The sequence below is a fragment of the Arsenicicoccus dermatophilus genome, from assembly GCF_022568795.1.
Lineage (GTDB): Bacteria > Actinomycetota > Actinomycetes > Actinomycetales > Dermatophilaceae > Arsenicicoccus > Arsenicicoccus dermatophilus.
Genome location: NZ_JAKZHU010000001.1, coordinates 385818 through 403683, shown reverse-complemented (window position 1 = coordinate 403683; position 17866 = coordinate 385818). Strand labels below are relative to the sequence as shown.

At 71.9% G+C, this 17866-nt stretch carries 18 protein-coding genes; 9 read left to right on the top strand and 9 right to left on the bottom strand.

What is annotated here, in order from left to right; genetic code table 11:
- Positions 1–64 precede the first annotated feature (64 nt).
- The 3 genes from MM438_RS01930 to MM438_RS01920 all read left to right on the top strand — a co-directional run bounded on the left by MM438_RS01930 (position 65) and on the right by MM438_RS01920 (position 3255).
- Positions 65–595, top strand: coding sequence for an O-acetyl-ADP-ribose deacetylase (locus MM438_RS01930; RefSeq protein WP_241450108.1), 531 nt, complete (start codon positions 65–67; stop codon positions 593–595).
- The gene (locus MM438_RS01925; RefSeq protein WP_241450107.1) at positions 592–1434 is read left to right on the top strand and encodes a carbon-nitrogen hydrolase family protein; all 843 of its coding nucleotides are present in this window, start codon (positions 592–594) and stop codon (positions 1432–1434) included. Before MM438_RS01930 ends, MM438_RS01925 begins: the two co-directional genes overlap by 4 nt.
- Positions 1435–1545: 111 nt before the next feature.
- The gene (locus MM438_RS01920) at positions 1546–3255 is read left to right on the top strand and encodes a substrate-binding domain-containing protein (RefSeq protein WP_241450106.1); all 1710 of its coding nucleotides are present in this window, start codon (positions 1546–1548) and stop codon (positions 3253–3255) included.
- Positions 3256–3302: 47 nt separating this feature from the next.
- Here the strand turns inward: MM438_RS01920 and MM438_RS01915 are convergent, their stop codons facing one another.
- The 5 genes from MM438_RS01915 to MM438_RS01895 all read right to left on the bottom strand — a co-directional run bounded on the left by MM438_RS01915 (position 3303) and on the right by MM438_RS01895 (position 8260).
- The gene (locus tag MM438_RS01915; protein WP_241450105.1) at positions 3303–3758 is read right to left on the bottom strand and encodes a heat shock protein transcriptional repressor HspR; all 456 of its coding nucleotides are present in this window, start codon (positions 3756–3758) and stop codon (positions 3303–3305) included.
- 6 nt (positions 3759–3764) lie between these two features.
- Positions 3765–4778: a DnaJ C-terminal domain-containing protein gene (locus tag MM438_RS01910; protein WP_241450104.1), complete on the bottom strand. Its 1014-nt coding sequence runs from the start codon at positions 4776–4778 to the stop codon at positions 3765–3767.
- Between the two features lie 150 nt (positions 4779–4928).
- Positions 4929–5783, bottom strand: coding sequence for a nucleotide exchange factor GrpE (grpE, locus tag MM438_RS01905; protein ID WP_338155490.1), 855 nt, complete (start codon positions 5781–5783; stop codon positions 4929–4931).
- Positions 5780–7645 (bottom strand): molecular chaperone DnaK, encoded by a 1866-nt coding sequence (gene dnaK / locus MM438_RS01900; RefSeq protein WP_241450103.1) that lies wholly within the window; start codon positions 7643–7645, stop codon positions 5780–5782. The genes grpE and dnaK overlap by 4 nt, the downstream gene beginning before the upstream one ends.
- Before the next feature lie 294 nt (positions 7646–7939).
- Entirely contained in the window at positions 7940–8260 is a 321-nt protein-coding gene (locus tag MM438_RS01895) for an Imm51 family immunity protein (protein WP_241450102.1), read from the bottom strand.
- 132 nt (positions 8261–8392) lie between these two features.
- On the opposite strand from MM438_RS01895, the gene MM438_RS01890 reads away from it, so the two are divergent.
- The 3 genes from MM438_RS01890 (at position 8393) to MM438_RS01880 (ending at position 10921) form a co-directional block, all read left to right on the top strand.
- Positions 8393–9409, top strand: coding sequence for an IS481 family transposase (locus tag MM438_RS01890; protein WP_241450101.1), 1017 nt, complete (start codon positions 8393–8395; stop codon positions 9407–9409).
- A gap of 93 nt (positions 9410–9502) precedes the next feature.
- Complete coding sequence (locus tag MM438_RS01885) at positions 9503–10156, top strand: DUF305 domain-containing protein (protein ID WP_241450100.1); 654 nt, start codon at positions 9503–9505, stop codon at positions 10154–10156.
- A 204-nt stretch (positions 10157–10360) separates the two neighbouring features.
- Complete coding sequence (locus MM438_RS01880) at positions 10361–10921, top strand: class F sortase (RefSeq protein ID WP_241450099.1); 561 nt, start codon at positions 10361–10363, stop codon at positions 10919–10921.
- Between the two features lie 173 nt (positions 10922–11094).
- Here the strand turns inward: MM438_RS01880 and MM438_RS01875 are convergent, their stop codons facing one another.
- Together MM438_RS01875 and MM438_RS01870 are read right to left on the bottom strand one after the other, a co-directional pair.
- Positions 11095–12402, bottom strand: coding sequence for a Cys-Gln thioester bond-forming surface protein (locus MM438_RS01875; protein ID WP_241450098.1), 1308 nt, complete (start codon positions 12400–12402; stop codon positions 11095–11097).
- 257 nt (positions 12403–12659) lie between these two features.
- Positions 12660–12962: a DUF1345 domain-containing protein gene (locus MM438_RS01870; RefSeq protein ID WP_338155489.1), complete on the bottom strand. Its 303-nt coding sequence runs from the start codon at positions 12960–12962 to the stop codon at positions 12660–12662.
- A 152-nt stretch (positions 12963–13114) separates the two neighbouring features.
- On the opposite strand from MM438_RS01870, the gene MM438_RS01865 reads away from it, so the two are divergent.
- Positions 13115–13798: a response regulator transcription factor gene (locus MM438_RS01865; RefSeq protein WP_241450096.1), complete on the top strand. Its 684-nt coding sequence runs from the start codon at positions 13115–13117 to the stop codon at positions 13796–13798.
- On the opposite strand, the gene MM438_RS01860 is transcribed toward MM438_RS01865, so the two are convergent.
- Entirely contained in the window at positions 13765–15201 is a 1437-nt protein-coding gene (locus MM438_RS01860; RefSeq protein WP_241450095.1) for a sensor histidine kinase, read from the bottom strand. The genes MM438_RS01865 and MM438_RS01860 overlap by 34 nt on opposite strands.
- A gap of 257 nt (positions 15202–15458) precedes the next feature.
- Between MM438_RS01860 and MM438_RS01855 the strand changes: the two genes are divergently transcribed.
- Positions 15459–16202, top strand: a complete 744-nt coding sequence (locus tag MM438_RS01855) for a TSUP family transporter (RefSeq protein ID WP_241450094.1) — start codon at positions 15459–15461, stop codon at positions 16200–16202.
- Positions 16203–16259: 57 nt separating this feature from the next.
- Here the strand turns inward: MM438_RS01855 and MM438_RS01850 are convergent, their stop codons facing one another.
- Positions 16260–16787 carry a DUF2087 domain-containing protein gene (locus MM438_RS01850; RefSeq protein ID WP_241450093.1) on the bottom strand — a complete coding sequence of 176 codons (528 nt, stop codon included), beginning with the start codon at positions 16785–16787 and terminating at the stop codon, positions 16260–16262.
- 185 nt (positions 16788–16972) lie between these two features.
- Between MM438_RS01850 and MM438_RS01845 the strand changes: the two genes are divergently transcribed.
- Entirely contained in the window at positions 16973–17830 is an 858-nt protein-coding gene (locus MM438_RS01845) for a pentapeptide repeat-containing protein (protein ID WP_241450092.1), read from the top strand.
- Positions 17831–17866: the final 36 nt, after the last annotated feature.

Here is a 17866-nt window from a genome sequence, read left to right as displayed (position 1 = left end):
GCTAGGAGGGCGCGGTGACGGCACGACGCCGCAGAGGTGAACGAGCCGTGGCTAGGCTGGGCCCATGGCAGTGATCGAGATCGTCCAGGGCGACATCACCGAGCAGGCCGTCGACGCCATCGTCAACGCCGCCAACTCCTCGCTCATGGGTGGTGGGGGCGTGGACGGCGCCATACACCGCGCCGCGGGCCCGAGCCTGCGCGAGGAGTGCCGGCACGTCCGGGCCACGGACCTGCCCGACGGCCTGCCCGTGGGCGAGGCGGTCGCCACCTCCGCCGGAGACCTCCCCTGTCGCTACGTCATCCACACCGTGGGTCCCAACCGCCACGAGGGTCAGATCGACCCGCGGCTGCTCGCGTCCTGCTACACCCGGTGCCTCGACGTCGCCCAGGAGCTGGGGGTGCGCTCGATCGCCTTCCCCGCGGTCAGCGCCGGCGCCTACGGCTGGAAGGTCGCCGACGTGGCCCGGATCGCCCTGGAGCAGGTGGGCCGCCACCCCAAGAACGGCATCGACCTGGTGCGCTTCGTGCCCTTCGACCCCACCTCCCACGATGCCTTCGTGGCGGCGCAGGAGCGGCTGGAGGCCCAGGGGTGAGCCGCACCTGGCGGGTCGCTGCCGGCCAGCTGCGCAGCGGGGACGACGTCCGGGCCAACCTCGCCGAGGCGACGCGCCTGGTCCGCGAGGCCGCGGCGGCAGGGGCGTCGCTCGTGGTGCTGCCCGAGGCCACGATGGTGAGCTTCGCCGTCCCGGTCGGGCCGTATGCCGAGCCCCTGGACGGGCCCTTCGCCGAGGGGCTGCGAGCGGCCGCCCGCGACCACGAGATCACCGTCGTGGCCGGGATGTTCGAGCCGGCCCCGGACGGGCGGGTCCACAACACCCTGCTGCTCACGGGCCCGCACGCCGAGGTGGCCTACCGCAAGGTCCACCTCTTCGACGCCTTCGCCACCCGCGAGTCCGACCACGTCGCGCCTGGGGACGGCTACGTCACCGTCGACGTGGACGGGGTCCGCGTCGGGCTCTCCACCTGCTTCGACGTCCGGTTCCCGGACCAGTTCACGGCCCTGGGCCGGGCCGGGGCCGAGGTCGTGGCCCTGGCCGCCTCCTGGGGCGACGGGCCGGGCAAGGCCCAGCAGTGGGACCTGCTCACCGCGGCCCGGGCGCACGACGCGCAGGCCTGGGTCGTCGCGGCGGGGCAGGCCTGGCAGCCGGACGCCGGGTCCACGCCGCTCGGGGTCGGCCGCAGCGCCGTCGTCGACCCCACGGGTGCGGTGCGTGGCCGGCTCGACGCCCACCCCGGGCTGCTCGTGACCGACGTGGACCTGGAGCTGGTCGCCCGGACGCGACGGCAGGTGCCCATCCTCGGAGCCGAGCGAGCCACGGGGCGCGATCCCGCTCCGACCCGCCCGACCGCAAGCACCCCTCCCTCACGTTGAGCGCCGGTTGATCACCCCACGTCATTCCTTGATCCCCTAGGGTCCTCAGTCAGGGGACCAGCCCGTTGCCGCCCGTTCACGCCGTGCTCCTGCTCGGCTACATTCCACGTCATGGGACGTCACTCCTCACCCAACCGCAGCGCCACGCCGAAGGCTGCGCTGATCGGTCTGCCGGTCGTCGCCGTCGTCGGGCTCGGGGCGCTGTTCGCGACCAACCACCATTCCGGGGCCGGCGGCGACACCGCCACGGCGGCCTCCGCGGTGTCCTCGGCCCCGGCGCTCAAGGGGTGCTCGACGACGACGCCCCTGCGGGTCACGACCACGGAGGACTTCGCCCCCGTCCTGCGCACGGTGACCGACCGCCTCGAGGGCAACGGCAAGGACTGCGTCGACTACACCATCACCCCCGAGAGCGCGGCCGTCACCGCCTCGGGCCTGATGAGCGGGGCCAACGACCGCACCCAGGTGTGGATCCCCGACTCCTCGGTCTGGGTGCAGCGAGTCACCGCGGCCAACCCGAACCTCAAGCTCGACCTGGGCCAGCCCGTCGCGACCTCGCCCGTGCTGTTCACCATCCCCCACGCCGCGGTCGGCCGGGTCAAGCCGGCCCCGCTGCCGTGGTCCCACCTGATCCGCCAGCAGGCCCTGCCGATCCGGGTCGCCACCCCGGAGCGCAGCACAGCCTCCCTCGTCTCCCTCCTCGGGGTGCAGAAGGCGCTCGCGATGAGCGCCGCCAACGACGCCACGGCGCTGCAGAAGCTGCTGCTCGTGCTCTCCCGCACCACGATCGACGAGCGCGAGCTGCGCCGCCTCGCCACGTCCTCCGACCCGAGCGCGATGACCTTCCCCGCCTCCGAGCAGCAGATCGTCGCGATGAACGCCGCCCACCCGGACGCCAAGGTCGGGGCGATCACCCCCCAGGAGGGCGTCCCCCAGCTCGACTACTCCGTGGTATCCATCGCGGGCGTCAAGGCACCCCCGGCCAAGGCCGTCGAGGCGCTGCGGGCGGGGCTCACCTCCCAGGAGGGCGTCGCCGACCTCACCAAGGCCGGGTTCCGGGTGAACGGGTCGACCGGGCCGGGCCTGGACGGCGTGCCCGCCACGCTGCCCCCCGCGATGCCCGCGGGCAAGGCACGCGATACGGACACGGCCCTGAAGATGTGGGTCACCATGTCCCGACAGACCCGCATGCTCACCGTGATGGACACCTCGGAGTCCATGAAGAAGCCCGCCCTGCCCAACATGAACCGCATGGAGCTGGCGCGCAACGCCGCCGTCCAGTCCCTGGCGAAGTTCCCCGACAGCAGCCAGATCGGGCTCTGGTCCTTCGACATGGGCACGGCCGGTCAGCCGGACTGGAAGGTGGTCGCCCCCGCCCGCCAGCTGGACGAGAAGGTCGGCGACGTCACGCAGCGGGCCGCCCTCGGCCAGGCCCTCCAGACCCTGAACTGGCGCCGCGCCAACGGCACCGCCTTGTTCGACACCATCTGGGGCGGCTACCAGGAGATGCAGAAGACCTACCAGCCGGACTACACCAACACCCTGCTGCTCATCACCGACGGCAAGAACGACGACCCGAACTCCATCACGGAGGCCCAGCTGATCGAGAACCTGCGCAAGGCCGCGGCCGACAGCTCGCGACCGGTCCGTCTGGTCCTGGTGGCCGTCAGCGCCGACGCCGACTTCGCCACCCTCGACCGGATCGCCAGGGCCGTGCCGGACGGCAAGGCCTACGACGCCCGCAAGGTGGAGAGCTTCTTCTCGATCATGCAGGAGGCGCTGGCCTCGCGGATGATCACCAACGACCCGGTCAGCAAGTGACGGTCACCTGACCGGCGTGATGGCGAGGATGCCGGTCGGGCCGCGCCTCAGCCGCGACCGTCCGGGCGCCACACCACGAGGGCCTGACCGGCCGGGCGATGGGGCCGGGGACGCTGGCCGGGCGGCATCGCGACGACGTCGCCGCGTCGGCCGGCGGCGAAGACGCGCTGGCCATAGGTCGTGACCGCGCGGAGGCGCTCCACCTCGGCGGTCATCTCCTCCAGGCGCGCGTGGAGCGCCGTGAGGGTCTCCTGCAGCTCCAGGATCCGACGTATGCCGGACAGGCTCACGCCCTCCTCCTGGGACAGGCGCTGGATCTCGCGCAGCTGGGCCACGTCACGGGGTGAGTATCTCCGGCCCCCGCCCCCGGTCCGCCGGGGGGTGACCAGGCCGAGGCGGTCGTACTGCCGAAGCGTCTGGGCGTGCATGCCCGCGAGCTGCGCCGCCACCGAGATCACGAAGAGGGGGGCGTCGTCGTCGGGGGCGAAGGGCTCGGCGGGCATGGTTGGTCACTCCCTCGCGGCGCGGGCGCGCAGGTCGACGCGGACGTCCTCGTCGGCGGTCTCGGCGGCGAGCGTCTCGACGGCGGCGCGGGCCGCGTCCGACAGCTCCGTCGGGACCATGACCTTGACGGTGGCGATGAGGTCGCCCGTGGTGTCCTTGCGGGCGACGCCGCGTCCCTTGACGCGCAGCTTCTGACCGCTCTGGGTGCCGGGACGCAGCCGCACCCCCACGAGCTCCCCGCCGAGGGTGGGCACCTTGACGGTCGCGCCCAACGCCGCCTCGGCGAAGGTCACGGGCAGGTCCACGGTGAGGTGGTCGCCGTCGCGCCCGAAGACCTCGTGGGGCCGGACGTGCACGGTGAGCATCAGGTCGCCGCGAGCCGCGCCGGGGTCGCCCTGGCGTCCCTTGCCGCGCAACCGGATCCGCTGGCCGTCCTTGACCCCCGCGGGGATCCGGGTGGTGATCCGTTCGCCGTCGCCGGCGGTGAGGCTGACGGTGTCGCCGCGGACGGCCTCGCTGAAGCCGATGGTGACGGTGGCCTGGACGTCCGCGCCGGGGCGTGGGCCCTGGGAGGCGCCGTACGCACCGTAGCCGTCGAAGGGCGAGCCGGCGCCGGCGCCGCCGAACATGCGCAGCAGGTCCTCCATGTCGGGCTGCTGTCCGCCGCCGGTGGTGGTGAAGCGCAGGCCCGGTCCGCCCGCGCCGCCGGTGAATAGGTGGCTGAAGACGTCCTCGAAGCCGCCGCCCGCTCCTCCGGCTCCGGGCGCGAATCGCGCTCCGCCGCGGGCCATCTGGCGGATGGCGTCGTACTGCCGGCGCTGCTCGGGGTCGGAGAGCACCGAGTAGGCCTCACCGACCTCCTTGAACTTCTGCTCGGCGACGGCGTCGCCGGCGTTCTGGTCGGGGTGGTACTGACGGGCGAGCTTGCGGTACTCGCGCTTGATGGCGTCCGCCTCCGCGTCCGCCGGGACGCCCAGCGTGGCGTAGAAGTCCTTCTCGAACCAGTCCTGGCTGGCCACCGGCGTCTCCTTCCTGGGGGTCGAAGGTGCTGTCGCGTTCTGGGGATGGTCCGGGCCGTATGCCGTCCGGTGGGCGGGGTCGCCCGCCGGACCGCTCCCGGTGCGCCGCGGGGCGCCTCCCGAGGGGAGACGCCCCGCGGCGCAGGTGGGCTACTGCGGGTCGGCCACCGAGACCCGGGCGGCGCGCAGCACGCGCTCGCCCTGGCGGTAGCCGGGTTGGAGGACCTGGACCACGGTCGTGCCGGTCGCCCCCTCGGGCAGCTCGGCCTGGACGTGCATCAGGGCCTCGTGGACCGTCGGGTCGAAGGCCTCCCCCGCCTCGCCGAACTGCTCGAGGCCGAAGCGCCCGAGGGCGGCCTGGAGCTTGTCGGCGATGCTGGCGAAGGGGCTGCCCTCGGCGAGGTCACCGTGCTGGCGGGCCAGCGCGATCTCGTCGAGCACCGGCATCAGCGCCTCGACGACGGAGGCGACACCCAGGTCCTTGAGGGTGGCCTTGTCGCGGTCGACGCGCTTCTTGTAGTTGACGTACTCCGCCTGCAGGCGCTGCAGGTCGGCGAGCCGCTCGGCGGCCAGCGCCGTGTCGGGGTGCCCCTGACCGGACGTGGCCTGGGCGCGCGCCCGCTCCGCGTCGAGGGCGGCCGTCTGCGCGGCGGTCTCCTCGGGCGAGAAGGGGCTCTTCGGCATACCGTCCTCGTCGTCCTGGCCGGCCTCCTCGACAGCCCCGGCCTCGCCCTCGGAGGACTGCCGGCCCGGCAGGGCGTCGCCCACCGCGCCACCGAAGGAGTCGTCGCCCATCGCCATCGCGGTGTGCTGGTCGTCGTGCTCGTGGTGCTGGTCAGACATGGGGACCTCCCGGTCGTCGTGGGCGAGACCTGGGTCGACGGCCGCGCCCTGCTCACGCACCCGACCAGTCTGCGGGTCGAGGCGTCGCTTGTCCCGGATGACCGGCCCGGTGGGCTCCCCCTGCTCGGAGGAGCCCACGCGGTCGGTGGCGCCCTCGGTCACTTGGCGTCCTTGTCGTCGACGACCTCGGCGTCGATGACGTCGTCGTCCGCCTTGGCCTGCTGGCCGGCACCGGCGCCCGGCGCACCCGCCTCGGCGCCCTGGTCCTGCTGGGCGTAGAGCGCGGCACCGAGCTTCTGGGACTCCTCGGACAGCTTCGTGGCCTTGGCCTGGATGTCGTCGGAGGAGGTGCCCTGGTCGGCGAGGGCGGCCTTGAGGTCCGTCAGCGCCTCGTCGACGGGCTTGCGACCGTCCTCGGGGAGCTTGTCGGTGTTGTCGGCCAGGAACTTCTCGGTGGAGTAGACGAGCTGCTCCGCGTTGTTGCGGGACTCGGCCTCCTCGCGACGCTTCTTGTCCTCCTCGGCGTGCGCCTCCGCGTCCTTGACCATGCGGTCGATCTCCTCCTTGGACAGCGCGCTGCCGCCGGAGATGGTCATCGACTGCTCCTTGCCCGTGCCCTGGTCCTTGGCGGACACGTGCACGATGCCGTTGGCGTCGATGTCGAAGGTGACCTCGATCTTGGGCATGCCACGGGGCGCGGGGGCGATGCCGGTCAGCTCGAAGGTGCCGAGGCCCTTGTTCTGCTGGGCCAGCTCGCGCTCGCCCTGGAAGACCTGGATCAGCACCGACGGCTGGTTGTCCTCGGCCGTCGTGAAGACCTCGGAGCGCTTGGTCGGGATGGCCGTGTTGCGCTCGATGAGCTTGGTCATCAGGCCGCCCTTGGTCTCGATGCCGAGGGACAGCGGGGTGACGTCGATGAGCAGGACGTCCTTGCGCTCGCCCTTGAGGACACCGGCCTGCAGGGAGGCGCCCATGGCGACGACCTCGTCCGGGTTGACGCCCTTGTTGGGCTCCTTGCCGGTGAGCTCCTTGACCAGGTTGCTCACGGCCGGCATACGGGTCGAACCACCCACGAGGACCACGTGGTTGATGTCCCCGACCTGGATGCCCGCGTCCTTGATGACCGCGTGGAAGGGGTCCTTGCAGCGGGCCAGCAGGTCGGACGTCATCTGCTCGAACTGGGTGCGGGTGAGCGTCTCGTCCAGGTGGATCGGGCCGTTCTCGCCCATCGAGAGGTACTGCAGGTTGATGTTGGTGCTCGTCGCGGTGGAGAGCTCCTTCTTGGCCTGCTCGGCGGCGTCCTTGAGGCGCTGCATCGCGATCTTGTCGTTGGCCAGGTCCATGCCGGTCTGGTTCTTGACCTGGGTGAGCAGGTGCTTGACGATCCGGTCGTCCCAGTCGTCGCCGCCGAGGCGGTTGTCGCCGTTGGTCGCGCGGACCTGGATGGTGGCGAAGCCGTCCTCGGCGTCCTTGCCCACCTCGAGGAGGGACACGTCGAAGGTGCCGCCGCCGAGGTCGAAGACGAGGATGAGCTCGTCCTCCTTGCCCTTGTCCAGACCGTAGGCCAGCGCGGCCGCGGTCGGCTCGTTGACGATGCGCAGGACGTTGAGGCCCGCGATCTCGCCGGCCTCCTTGGTGGCCTGACGCTCGGCGTCGTCGAAGTACGCCGGGACGGTGATGACAGCGTCGGTGACGGCCTCGCCGAGGTAGGCCTCGGCGTCACGCTTGAGCTTCATCAGCGTGCGGGCGCTGATCTCCTGCGGGGTGTAGTCCTTGCCGTCGATCTCCTGCTTCCAGTCGGTGCCCATGTGGCGCTTGACCGAGCGGATGGTGCGGTCGACGTTGGTGACGGCCTGGCGCTTGGCGATCTCGCCGACCAGGACCTCGCCGTTCTTGCTGAAGGCCACGACCGACGGGGTGGTGCGGCCACCCTCGGCGTTGGCGATGATCTCCGGCTCGCCGCCCTCGAGGACGGAGACGGCGGAGTTGGTGGTGCCGAGGTCGATTCCGACGGCGCGTGCCATGTGGGGCTCCTTGGGGTCTGCGGTTCAGGTTGAGTCGCTTGCACTCAAGGTATGACCGGCCGCCTGGATGTGCAACCTCGTGTCAGTGATCTTGAGTCTGGTCGTGTCAACTCCTGGTATGCCGGATCCATTCCCGCCCCCTAACCCCACAGCCACCTGACCGCAGGTGCGGCGCACAGCGGGCAGCGTGCTCCTGCCGCCACGCGTCGAGCGAGAGGTCACCCTCGCCCTCGGCGATCGCGATCCGCTCGGGCACGTCGCGTCCCGCGGAGCGAACGTGCTCGGACGCCGGGGTCAGGCGTCGAACTCGAAGCCCTCGGCTGCGGCCCGGTCCAGAAGGCCGCCGATCGCCTCGCCATCGGTCAGCACCGGCTCGATGAGGGACTGCAGCTGCTCCAGATCGGCGCGCGCGCCATACGCGCAGAACATGCCACCCTCGGAGTCCAGCTCCAGCCGCTGCACCACCTCGGGGGCGAGGAGGGTCGCGATGCCGTCCCAGAAGTCACCGTTCGGCTCGTGGCCGGCGGCCATGACGACCTCGTCGACGGGCAGCTCGCCGCAGTCCAGCTCCAGGAGGTGGCGTCCGTCGATGGCATCGAGCCGCATCCGCGTCATGCTCGTCAGCCTAGGTGTTGCGGTGCAGGAGGTTGTTGACGCGGGGCCGGGGTTGAGGACGGGCAGGTCCGTCGGCGGCACCATGAGTAGCGACCAAGCAACTCGTATAGCCGATCTCGAAGGACCTGCCCTGTGCCCCACCGTAACGCGCCCCTGACACCCGAGGGTCGTCACCGGCTCGTGCTGCGTTGTCAGCACCGCCCCATCGCCCACGTCGCCGCGGAAGCAGGCGTGTCACGCCAGTGCCTGTCGAGGTGGGTGAACCGCTACCGCGAGTACGGGCAGGCCGGACTGCTCGACCGCTCCAGCGCACCCCACCGGCGCCCCACCCAGACGCCTCAGAACGTCGTGGACCGGGTCATCGAGCTGCGCAAGAAGAAGCGCTCGGCCACGCGGATCGCCGCCGACCTCGCCGCCGAGGGCGTCACGATCGCCGCGTGCACGGTCTCCCGGATCCTGCACCGAGTCGGGCTGCCTCGCCTGTCATGGCTCGACGCCGACGGCGAACCCCTCCGCGCGCCCGGCACGATCACCGCCCGCTACCCCGGACACATGATCCATCTCGACGTGAAGAAAGCCGCCCGCATCCCCGACGGTGGCGGCTGGCGGGTCCACGGACGCGGCAGCGAGCAAGACAAAGCAGCCGACCGCGCCGCCCGCGCCACCGGCAGGAAGGGCACCCGTGCCGGGTACACGTACATCCACTCCGCCGTTGACGGGTTCTCCCGCCTGGCCTACACCGAGTGCCACGACGACGAGACCGCCGCCACCGTGGTCGCGTTCCTGTCCCGCGCCCGAGTGTTCTTCCGCGCCCACGGCATCACCCGCTACACGCGGATCGTCACCGACAACGGGCCCGCCTACACGTCCAAGCACTTCGCCCGTCACGCCGCCTCGTTCGCCTCACGCCATCAACGGATCCGCCCCTACACGCCTAAGCACAACGGCAAGGTCGAGCGCTACCAAGGCCTGATGAGCAGCGAGGTCCTTTACGCCCGCCCCTGGACCAGCGAGCAGCAACGTCGCAACGGCATCGCCGGGTGGGTCAACCACTACAACTACCATCGCCCCCACACAGCCGCTGGCGGCAAGCCCCCAGCCTCACGCCCCAAAACCAGCGTCAACAACGTCCTGCCGAGTTACACCTAGGGGGCCGCCGGGGCGCACGCCGATCGGATCCGGGTGGCAGCTCACGGCGGGACAAGACCCCACCAGGACCCCGCAGGCCGCATCCTTCTGGGTATGCCGCACTCCACAGTTCGCACCCTCGCCGTCGCCGCCCTGGCCACCGCGACCCTTGCCGGCTGCGGCGGGTCTAGGGACGCCATCCGCACGGCGACCACCTCCTCCGTGGCCACGACGACGGCAGCCTCGGCCACGGCCACCTCGGGGTCGCCCACCGGATCCACCTCGGCGGCCACCACCGGCGCCCACAACGCCGCGGACACGATGTTCAGCCAGATGATGATCGCCCACCACCAGGGCGCGCTGGACATGTCGGCCCTCGCGGCCACCCGCGCCGGCAGCCCCGAGGTCAAGGCCCTCGCGGGGCGGATCGCCGCCGCCCAGCAGCCGGAGATCGTCCGGATGAAGGGATGGCTGACGTCTTGGGGCGAGTCGACGCAGAATCCCCACGCGGGCATGGAGATGCCCGGCATGGACATGAACGGCACGTCCCAGGCCCAGGTCATGGTGACCCTGAAGGGCCTGAGCGGCAAGGCCTTCGACAAGGAGTTCCTCACCTCGATGATCGCCCACCACCAGGGCGCGCTGGTCATGGCCCAGGACGAGCTCGAGCAGGGCCAGGACGCCGCGAGCAAGCAGCTGGCGCAGAGCGTCCTCGCCAGCCAGCAGCCCGAGATCGACGAGATGAAGCGCCTTCTCGCGAGTCTGTGACCCGTTCGCGCCGGGGCCGGGACCAGCACGAAGGCGTGTGCGCTGCGCGTTCACGCGGTTGCCTCCCGCAGCGCCGTGGGGCCGCCCGCGTGGTCATGGACGCCAGGGATGACCTGGGACTACTGACGATGCCGATCGGTCGCTAGCGTGCGACCAGGCCTCCCGTGTCCCTGGTCGAGGCCACTGCGCCCAGAGGAGTCCTTGATGAACCGCGGTCTACCCGCCCTTGCCACGACGCTCGCCCTCCTGGCGGCGGGCTGCAGCAGTGCTGCCACGTCCACCACCACGAGCACCGCCGCCGCCCCGGCGTCCACGACGACCGCTGGGGGGACGGCACCGTCGAGCGCGGCGCCGCAGGGCGACCCCAACGTCCTCAGCATGCCTGCACTGTCGGTCAGTGCGCCGGTCAAGGAGTGCTCGACGCGCAACAAGATGGTGACGCCGCCGCCGGACATCCGATCCGTCTGCCGGTGGACGGGCAGCCAGCCCATGGACGCCGCCGCGGGGACCACGATCATCGTCGGGCACTCCACCAAGGACCCCTCCAGCAAGGGAGCGCTGGAGGACGTCCGCCGGCTCAAGGTGGGCGACACTGCCACCATCGGCGGCCGCACCTGGAAGGTCGCGGAGGTCCTGCCTGGCGTCGACAAGCGCAAGCTCCCCGCCTGGGTCACCGCGAGCTCGGGGGCCCGCCAGCTGGGCCTGATCACCTGCGAGGTCACCAACGACACCCACAACGACATCGCCCGGCTCGTGGCCGCGTGAGTCGTCGGACGCCCCCGAGCCGCTGACGGCGGCTCGGGGGTGTCCGGACCGGATTGCGACGAGGGGCCTGACGCCGTATGGCGTCAGGCCCCTCGTCGTGCACGGCAGGTAGCCGTGACGGGTGTGCCCCGGGCCGGTCGGCCCGGGGCACACCCGTCAGTCAGCTGCTGGGATCACAGGCCGCTGTTGAAGATCGGCACGTCCGGGGTGCTGGGGTTGGTCGGCACCTCGGGCGAACAGGGGGTGTTCTGGTCGGTGAAGGTCCAGGAGGTCTTGGCCGACTTGTCGAACTTCGTGCCGGGCTGCGGCTTGGCGACGACCGTGATCGAACCCTTGCTCCAGTCGGAGATGACCCAGTCGACACCGGGGGTGGCACCGGTGATGACGCGGTCGTTGTCGGGGCCGCAGATGACCTCGACCTCAGGGGCCGGCGGCACGACGACGGACGGAGCCGTCACCGTCGGGCCCGGGTTGGTGGGCGTGTCGGTCGGCTTCGGGGTCGGCGTACCGGTCTTGGTGGGCTCGGGCGACGGCGTGTCGGTCGGCGTCGGAGTGGGCGTGTCGGTGGGGCACGGCTCCGGCTTGGGGCAGGGGGGCGTGTCCGTGGGCGTCGGAGTGGGCGTGTCGGTGGGGCACGGCTCCGGCTTGGGGCAGGGGGGCGTGTCCGTGGGCGTCGGAGTGGGCGTGTCGGTGGGGCACGGCTCCGGCTTCGGGCACGGGGGCGTGGGCTTCGGCGTCTCGGTGGGCTTCGGCGTCTCCGTGGGGGTCGGCTTCGGCGTCTCGGTGGGCTTCGGCGTGGGGACCGGCTTGTCGGGGTGGATGTCGATGACGCCCTGGGAGCGCCCCTCGTCCGGGAGGGTGTCCCACACGAACATGCCGTTGGTGGACGAGCTGCTCGCCTTCAGGAGGTACTCGTAGGTCTTGGTGAAGACCTCGTTGGTGACCTTGGCCTCGCCGACGGTCCGGGAGTCGAACGTGAAGTTCTTGCTCACGTTGAGGCCGCTGGAGAAGTGCCAGACGGCGGCCGCGGTGGCGTGAACCATGGCCGACTGGACCTTCGTCGAGCTGGCGTCGGAGATGTCCACGCCGATCTTGTCGGCGAGCGTGGACATGCTGGCCGAGCCGAACCCGTGGTCGATGACCCAGCGCAGCCGGCCCTTGTCGGCGATCTTGTAGTTGCTGAGCTGGTAGGTCGTCAGCCGCTTCTCCCGGTTGAGGACACCATCGGACAGCGGGACGTCCGGCTCGATGCAGTAGGCCCAGCGGTCCACCTCACGGTCGCCATCCAGGTCCAGACCCACATAGGCCGGACGCGCCTCGCCGTGGTTGGAGAAGGCGATCTCGCGGGTGGGGAACGTGCTGGTGATGAGGGCCTCGGCCCGGTCGTCGGCGTGGGCGGCCGGAGCGACCGTGAGGCCACCGATGGTCGATGCGGCGCTGAGCGCCAGCGCGAGTGTTACAGGAAGAGGACGAGCGCGCACGGCGGGTGCCTTTCAGCGAGTTTGCGCTCTGGAGGCGCAAGAGGAATGACCTGCTCACCATTGCGCCGTACAGGTGCTCTGACCAGGGCGATTAACGTTCAAAACAGACTTTCCACCCGAATGGGGCGGAATTGACCTCGCACAGCAACTCCTTGCTACCCGTGCGTAGCGTCGTCGTGGGCACAACCTGGCGAAACCTGTTCCCGCTTCGTGGTCGGCTGCTCCATCCGGGGACGCGACCTGGCGCGATCTCAGATTCAGCCGCCCCCGCCACCCAGTGTGGTCGAGGCGATCTGGACCACCAGGTCGAGGGTCGTGCCCACGACGACCGCCCCCACCAGATAGCTCACGATCGCGTGGCGAAGCGCCAGCCGCCGCACCCACTTCGTGGTGATGGCGGTGTCCGAGACCTGGTAGCACATGGCCAGCGTCCAGGCGAGGTAGGCGACGTCCTGGTAGTCGGGGTCCGTCGTGCCGTTGACGTCCACCCCGCGCCCGTCGCTGCCCCGAAGTGCGCCCGCGCATGTCGCATCGTGCAGGTGAGGTGCACGCGAGTCCACGAGGCCGCGACCGACAGGGTGCCGACCAGGGCCCCGAGCGCGGCTCGTCCCACGGCCTCGTGATGGATCATGTCGACCTCGCACCACGACGTCGTGACAGCGGGCCGCCGGCCTCGGTGGCCTACGGTGGTGGGGCACGAAGGAGGTGCCGCATGAAGGTCCTGCTGGTCGAGGACGAGGTCAACATCGCCGAGGCCGTCCGCCGCGGCCTCACCCGTGAGGGTTTCGTGGTCGACGTCGCGCACGACGGGGTCACCGGGCAGTTCCTGGCGACCGACCAGGCCTACGACGTGATCGTCCTGGACATCATGCTGCCCGGCCGGCACGGCTACGACGTGGTCCGCAACCTGCGCGCCGCCGACGTGTGGACACCGGTGCTCATGCTCACCGCCAAGGACGGGGAGTACGACCTGGCCGACGCCCTCGACCTGGGGGCCGACGACTACCTCACCAAGCCCTTCAGCTTCGTGGTGCTCGTGGCGCGGCTGCGGGCGCTCGTGCGCCGAGGCGCGCCGGAGCGGCCCACGGTCTTGCGCGCGGGCGATCTCGAGCTGGACCCCGCGAGACACGCCGTGACCCGCGCTGGGACCCCGATCACCCTGACCGCCAAGGAGTTCGCGCTCCTGCACTTCCTGATGCGCCGACAGGGCGACGCCGTGTCCAAGGCCGAGATCCTGGACAACGTCTGGGATCCGGGCTACGAAGGTGGCGACAACGTCGTCGAGGTCTACGTCGGCTACCTGCGCAAGAAGATCGACGCACCTTTCGGCGTGCACTCGCTGGTGACCCTCCGCGGCGCTGGCTACCAGCTGCGGGCCACGTCGGCGGCGGACTGAGGAGACCTGGGTCGGCATACGGCTCGGTCCTCCCCGGGCAGGGGCAGCTCGACCTGGAAACGGCACCACCCGTCGGTGGCCTCGGTCGCGAAGGCGGTGCCGCCGTGCCCGGTCACCAGGGCGCGCACGATCGCCAGCCCCAGCCCGCTGCCCCCGGAGTCCCGGTCCCGGGCGTCCTGCAGGCGCGCGAACCGGTCGAAGACCGCCTCGCGCTGGCCCGGCGGCACGGGGGCGCCGTCGTTGTCGACCGTGAGCAGGGCGAGGTCGTCGACGCGTGCGAGCCGCACCCGGATGCCCGTCGCGGCGTGGCGGGCGGCGTTGTCCATGAGGTTGCGCAGCACCTGGGTGAGCTGACGTGCGTCCCCGACGACCCGAGCCGGCTCGACCTGGGCGGTCACCGTCAACCCGCTGGTCGCCCGCATCCGGCGCACCTCGACGAGAGCGACCTCGTCCAGGTCCACGTCCTCCCGCGCGGACCGGCGGTCCGGGTCGTCGGCCCGCGCCAGGGTCAGCAGGTCCTCCACCAGCGACTGCATCCGCAGGGTCTCGGCGAGCACCACCTGGCGGCCCTCCTCGTCGATGCCGCCGGGCGAGGTCTCCCCCACGGTGCGGATGGTCGTCAGCGGGCTGCGCAGCTCGTGCGACGCGTCGCTGACGAAGGCGCGCTGGGAGGCGTCGGCCCGCTGGATGCGGTCGAGCATGGCGTTCATCGTCTCGGCCAGGCGGGCGATCTCGTCCCCGCCCGACGGGACGGGGACCCGCGTCACCGACCCCGCGGCCTCCACCGCGGCCACCGAGACGCGGATCTGCTCGACCTTGCCCAGGGCGCTCGCCAGGACCCGGCCGATCAGCCACAGCAAGCCGCCCAGCAGCAGCATGGCCAGGCAGCCGAGGGCGGCGGTGGCCCCCTTGACCAGCGTGGTCTCCACCTGCAGCGGGGAAGCCACGAGCACCGTCACGGCGCCGTCGGTCGGCCGGGCGAGCCCGCGCGCCGCGACCGCATAGGGGTCCTTGGGGTCGGGCTGCACGCCGTCCACCTGGGTGGTGAGGGTCTGCCCGGGTCTGGGGTGCAGGTCGGCCACCTGCTGGTCGGCGACCGCCGGGTCGGAGCTGGCGATCACCGTCCCTGCCCGGTCGACGAGCTGCACGAGGGCACCGTTGGTGGGCGCACCCGCCAACGCCTCTTGGGCGGTCTGACCGTCGGCGAGCTCGGCGGCGACGTCCTGCGCCCGGTCGGACGCCTCCGCCGTGGCCGAGACGTAGAGGATCCGGTCCAGGGTGAGGGCGTAGGCCGCGAGCGCCACGGTCAGGGTCAGGGCACCCATGAGGGTGGTGACGACGAGGATCCGGGTGCGCAGCGACGCCCGCCCGAGGCGGGTGAGCAGGACGCTGCGGCTCGTCATACGAGCCAGGCTAGGCGGCGAGGAGGACCGCTGCGGGGCGGGCACGTCGACCCGCGTGCTGGTCACCTCGGTCCCTTCCGCTGCTCCGAGACGGTGGTCGGGGCCGCGAGGACAGCGAGGGGGATGCGGCCCCGACCGTGCTCACGGTCTCACCAGACGGCTGAGCACAGCCTGAAGGGTTCCCTGGTCACGGCGGGTGCGGCGCCGCCCGGCCCACCTCGGGCGGGGTGGATGAGGTCGTCTGCGATGCTGCCGGTATGACGCTGTCGACCTTCCTGCTGCTGGTCGTGGCCGGCATGGGGGCAGGGGTGGTCGGCTTCCTCACGGGCATGGCCTCGCTGGTGTCCTTCCCGGCGATGCTCGCGGCCGGCCTGTCCCCCGTCGCCGCCAACGTCAGCCAGACCATCGGCCTGGTCGGCATCGGGGCGGGCGCGGCGGCCCGGTCGACGTCCACGCTGCTGGAGGGCGGGCGACGGGACCTCCTGCCGCAGCTGGGTCTGTCGGCGCTGGGCGGCCTCCTCGGTGGTGGTCTGCTGCTCGCCGGGGGCCAGGGATCCTTCGAGGCGGTGGTGCCCTGGCTGGTGCTGGTCGCCTCGGTGCTGGTGCTGCTGTCGCCGCGGCTGCGGGCGGCGCAGGGCGGGCGGACGGCCCCGCGCTGGGTCTATCTCGCGGGCGTCCTGGGGATGAGTACGTACGGCGGATACTTCGGCGCGGGCGCGGGAACCATCTATCTGGCCGTGGCGCTCCTGACGTCGACGGAGACCTTCGCCCGCTCGATGATCCTCAAGTCGGTGCTGCTGGCGGTCACCAACCTCGTGGCATCGGTGCTGTTCGCCCTGTCCGGGGTCGTGCACTGGTGGGCGGCCGTGGCACTCGGCCTCGGGTGCGTGGCGGGCGGGCACCTGGGCGCCGCGCTCCAGGACCACGTGCCGGAGCGGACCGTCCGCCGAGCGGTCGCTGTGGCCGGCATCGGGCTCGCCTGGTGGCTGGCGCACCGCTGAGCGCCCTCGGCCGCAGCCACCGAGCACCCTGTGGCCCCTGCCCCGCGCGCCCGCGGCTCAGCCGCGGCCGGCGAGGTAGCCCGGCAGCCAGACCGCCTCCCAGGCGGGGATCTCGTCGCGCAGGAAGGCCGCCCGCTCCGGCACCTCGGCCGCGAGCCGGTACCGGCCCGCGCTGCGGTGCAGGTAGCCGTAGTCCACGAGCTCGCGTCGCCAGAACGCGAAGTCGTCGTGCACCGCGACGAGGCGGGCGTCGACCTCCTTCTCGGCATATTCCTCGCCGGGCTCGAAGAGGCGCACCAGCTGCAGCAGCACGTGGGTGCGTGCCTTGCGTCGCGCGGGGAAGAAGCGCAGCCGCCCGTCCGCGTCGAGGAAGCGCGCGACGACGCGCTCGTGATCCAGGCGCGCGGCGTCGTGGACCGGGTCGGGCTGGCGGATCTGCTCGCCGTCGGGGGTGCTTGCGGTGTCGGCGGCGCTCGGACCGGCCGGGGCGGCAGCCAGCAGGTCTGCGCGCGCTGCGGTGTAACGCTGCCCGGTCTCGCGCATCCGCGCCCGCACCAGGTCCTTGAAGTCACGATCGTCGGTCATGGTCACCTCGGGCTGCGTGCCGCATCCCCAGCCTGCCGACGCAGCCGGACGTGAACGACGGATCGGCTCGCGTGGTCCGAGGATGCGCTCCCCTTCGCCGTCGCACCGGAGCTGGGGTCCTGGTGCCGGCTGGGCGCTGGACCGCGCCGCCGGACCCACCATGCCACACGGCCTAGGGTGACGTCATGGCAGATCCGGACGAGCTGCGCGCGGACTGCGGCCGTTGCGCCGGGTTGTGCTGCACCGCACTGCCGTTCGCCCGGTCGAGCGACTTCCCGGTCGACAAGCCGCCCGCGGTGCCCTGCCGTCACCTGGGCGCCGACCACTCCTGCGGGGTCCACGACCGGCTGCGAGCGGAGGGTTGGCGTGGGTGCACGGTGTTCGAGTGCTTCGGGGCGGGTCAGCAGGTGGTCCAGGTGACGTATGCCGGGAGGACCTGGGCGGACTCCCCCGACCTGGCGCCGGAGATGTTCGCGGCCTTCGAGGTGATGCGGCTGGTGCACGAGGTGCGTTGGTATGCCCGGGATCTCGTCGAGCGGCACGCCGAGGAGCTGCCGCCGGAGCTCCTCGCGGAGGTGACGGTGCTGGCGGAGCGGGCGGGTCGTCTGGCCGCCGCCCCGGCCCCGGAGCTGACGCCCGAGGCCGCGAGGTCCCTGCAGGGACAGGCCGGTCCGCTGCTGGTGCGGGCGAGCGCGGCGCTGCGGTCGGGGGTCACGGCACGGGGCGGTCGGGCGAGAGGGCGTGGGGGACGCAGGATCTCGGCATACGCCGATCTCGCCGGAGTCGACCTGCACGGAGCCGACCTGACCAGGGCGGTCCTGCGCGGAGCCCTGCTGATCGGGGCCGACCTGACCGGCGCGACCCTGGACCGCACCGACCTGCTCGGCGCCGACCTGCGCGACTGCCGTCTGGGGGCGGTGGAGGCCGCGGACCGGGACCGCTCGCGGCGGCGCAGGTCGCGCTCGCACCGGCGCGCGTCCCGACCGAAGGTGCCCACGGCCATCCACATCAGGGCGACGACGACCCCGCCGATCGCGGCGTAGCCGTCGACGTGGATCACGGCGAAGCCGACGCCGTAG

Bases quoted from the DNA above. Each gene is read 5' to 3' on its own strand.
- MM438_RS01885 (WP_241450100.1), top strand. From the start codon at position 9,503: ATGCCGCACTCCACAGTTCGCACCCTCGCCGTCGCCGCCCTGGCCACC.
- MM438_RS01920 (WP_241450106.1), top strand. From the start codon at position 1,546: ATGGGACGTCACTCCTCACCCAACCGCAGCGCCACGCCGAAGGCTGCG.
- MM438_RS01915 (WP_241450105.1), bottom strand. From the start codon at position 3,758: ATGCCCGCCGAGCCCTTCGCCCCCGACGACGACGCCCCCCTCTTCGTG.
- MM438_RS01880 (WP_241450099.1), top strand. From the start codon at position 10,361: ATGAACCGCGGTCTACCCGCCCTTGCCACGACGCTCGCCCTCCTGGCG.
- MM438_RS01855 (WP_241450094.1), top strand. From the start codon at position 15,459: ATGACGCTGTCGACCTTCCTGCTGCTGGTCGTGGCCGGCATGGGGGCA.
- MM438_RS01845 (WP_241450092.1), top strand. From the start codon at position 16,973: ATGGCAGATCCGGACGAGCTGCGCGCGGACTGCGGCCGTTGCGCCGGG.
- dnaK (WP_241450103.1), bottom strand. From the start codon at position 7,645: ATGGCACGCGCCGTCGGAATCGACCTCGGCACCACCAACTCCGCCGTC.
- MM438_RS01860 (WP_241450095.1), bottom strand. From the start codon at position 15,201: ATGACGAGCCGCAGCGTCCTGCTCACCCGCCTCGGGCGGGCGTCGCTG.
- MM438_RS01930 (WP_241450108.1), top strand. From the start codon at position 65: ATGGCAGTGATCGAGATCGTCCAGGGCGACATCACCGAGCAGGCCGTC.
- MM438_RS01895 (WP_241450102.1), bottom strand. From the start codon at position 8,260: ATGACGCGGATGCGGCTCGATGCCATCGACGGACGCCACCTCCTGGAG.
- MM438_RS01850 (WP_241450093.1), bottom strand. From the start codon at position 16,787: ATGACCGACGATCGTGACTTCAAGGACCTGGTGCGGGCGCGGATGCGC.
- MM438_RS01865 (WP_241450096.1), top strand. From the start codon at position 13,115: ATGAAGGTCCTGCTGGTCGAGGACGAGGTCAACATCGCCGAGGCCGTC.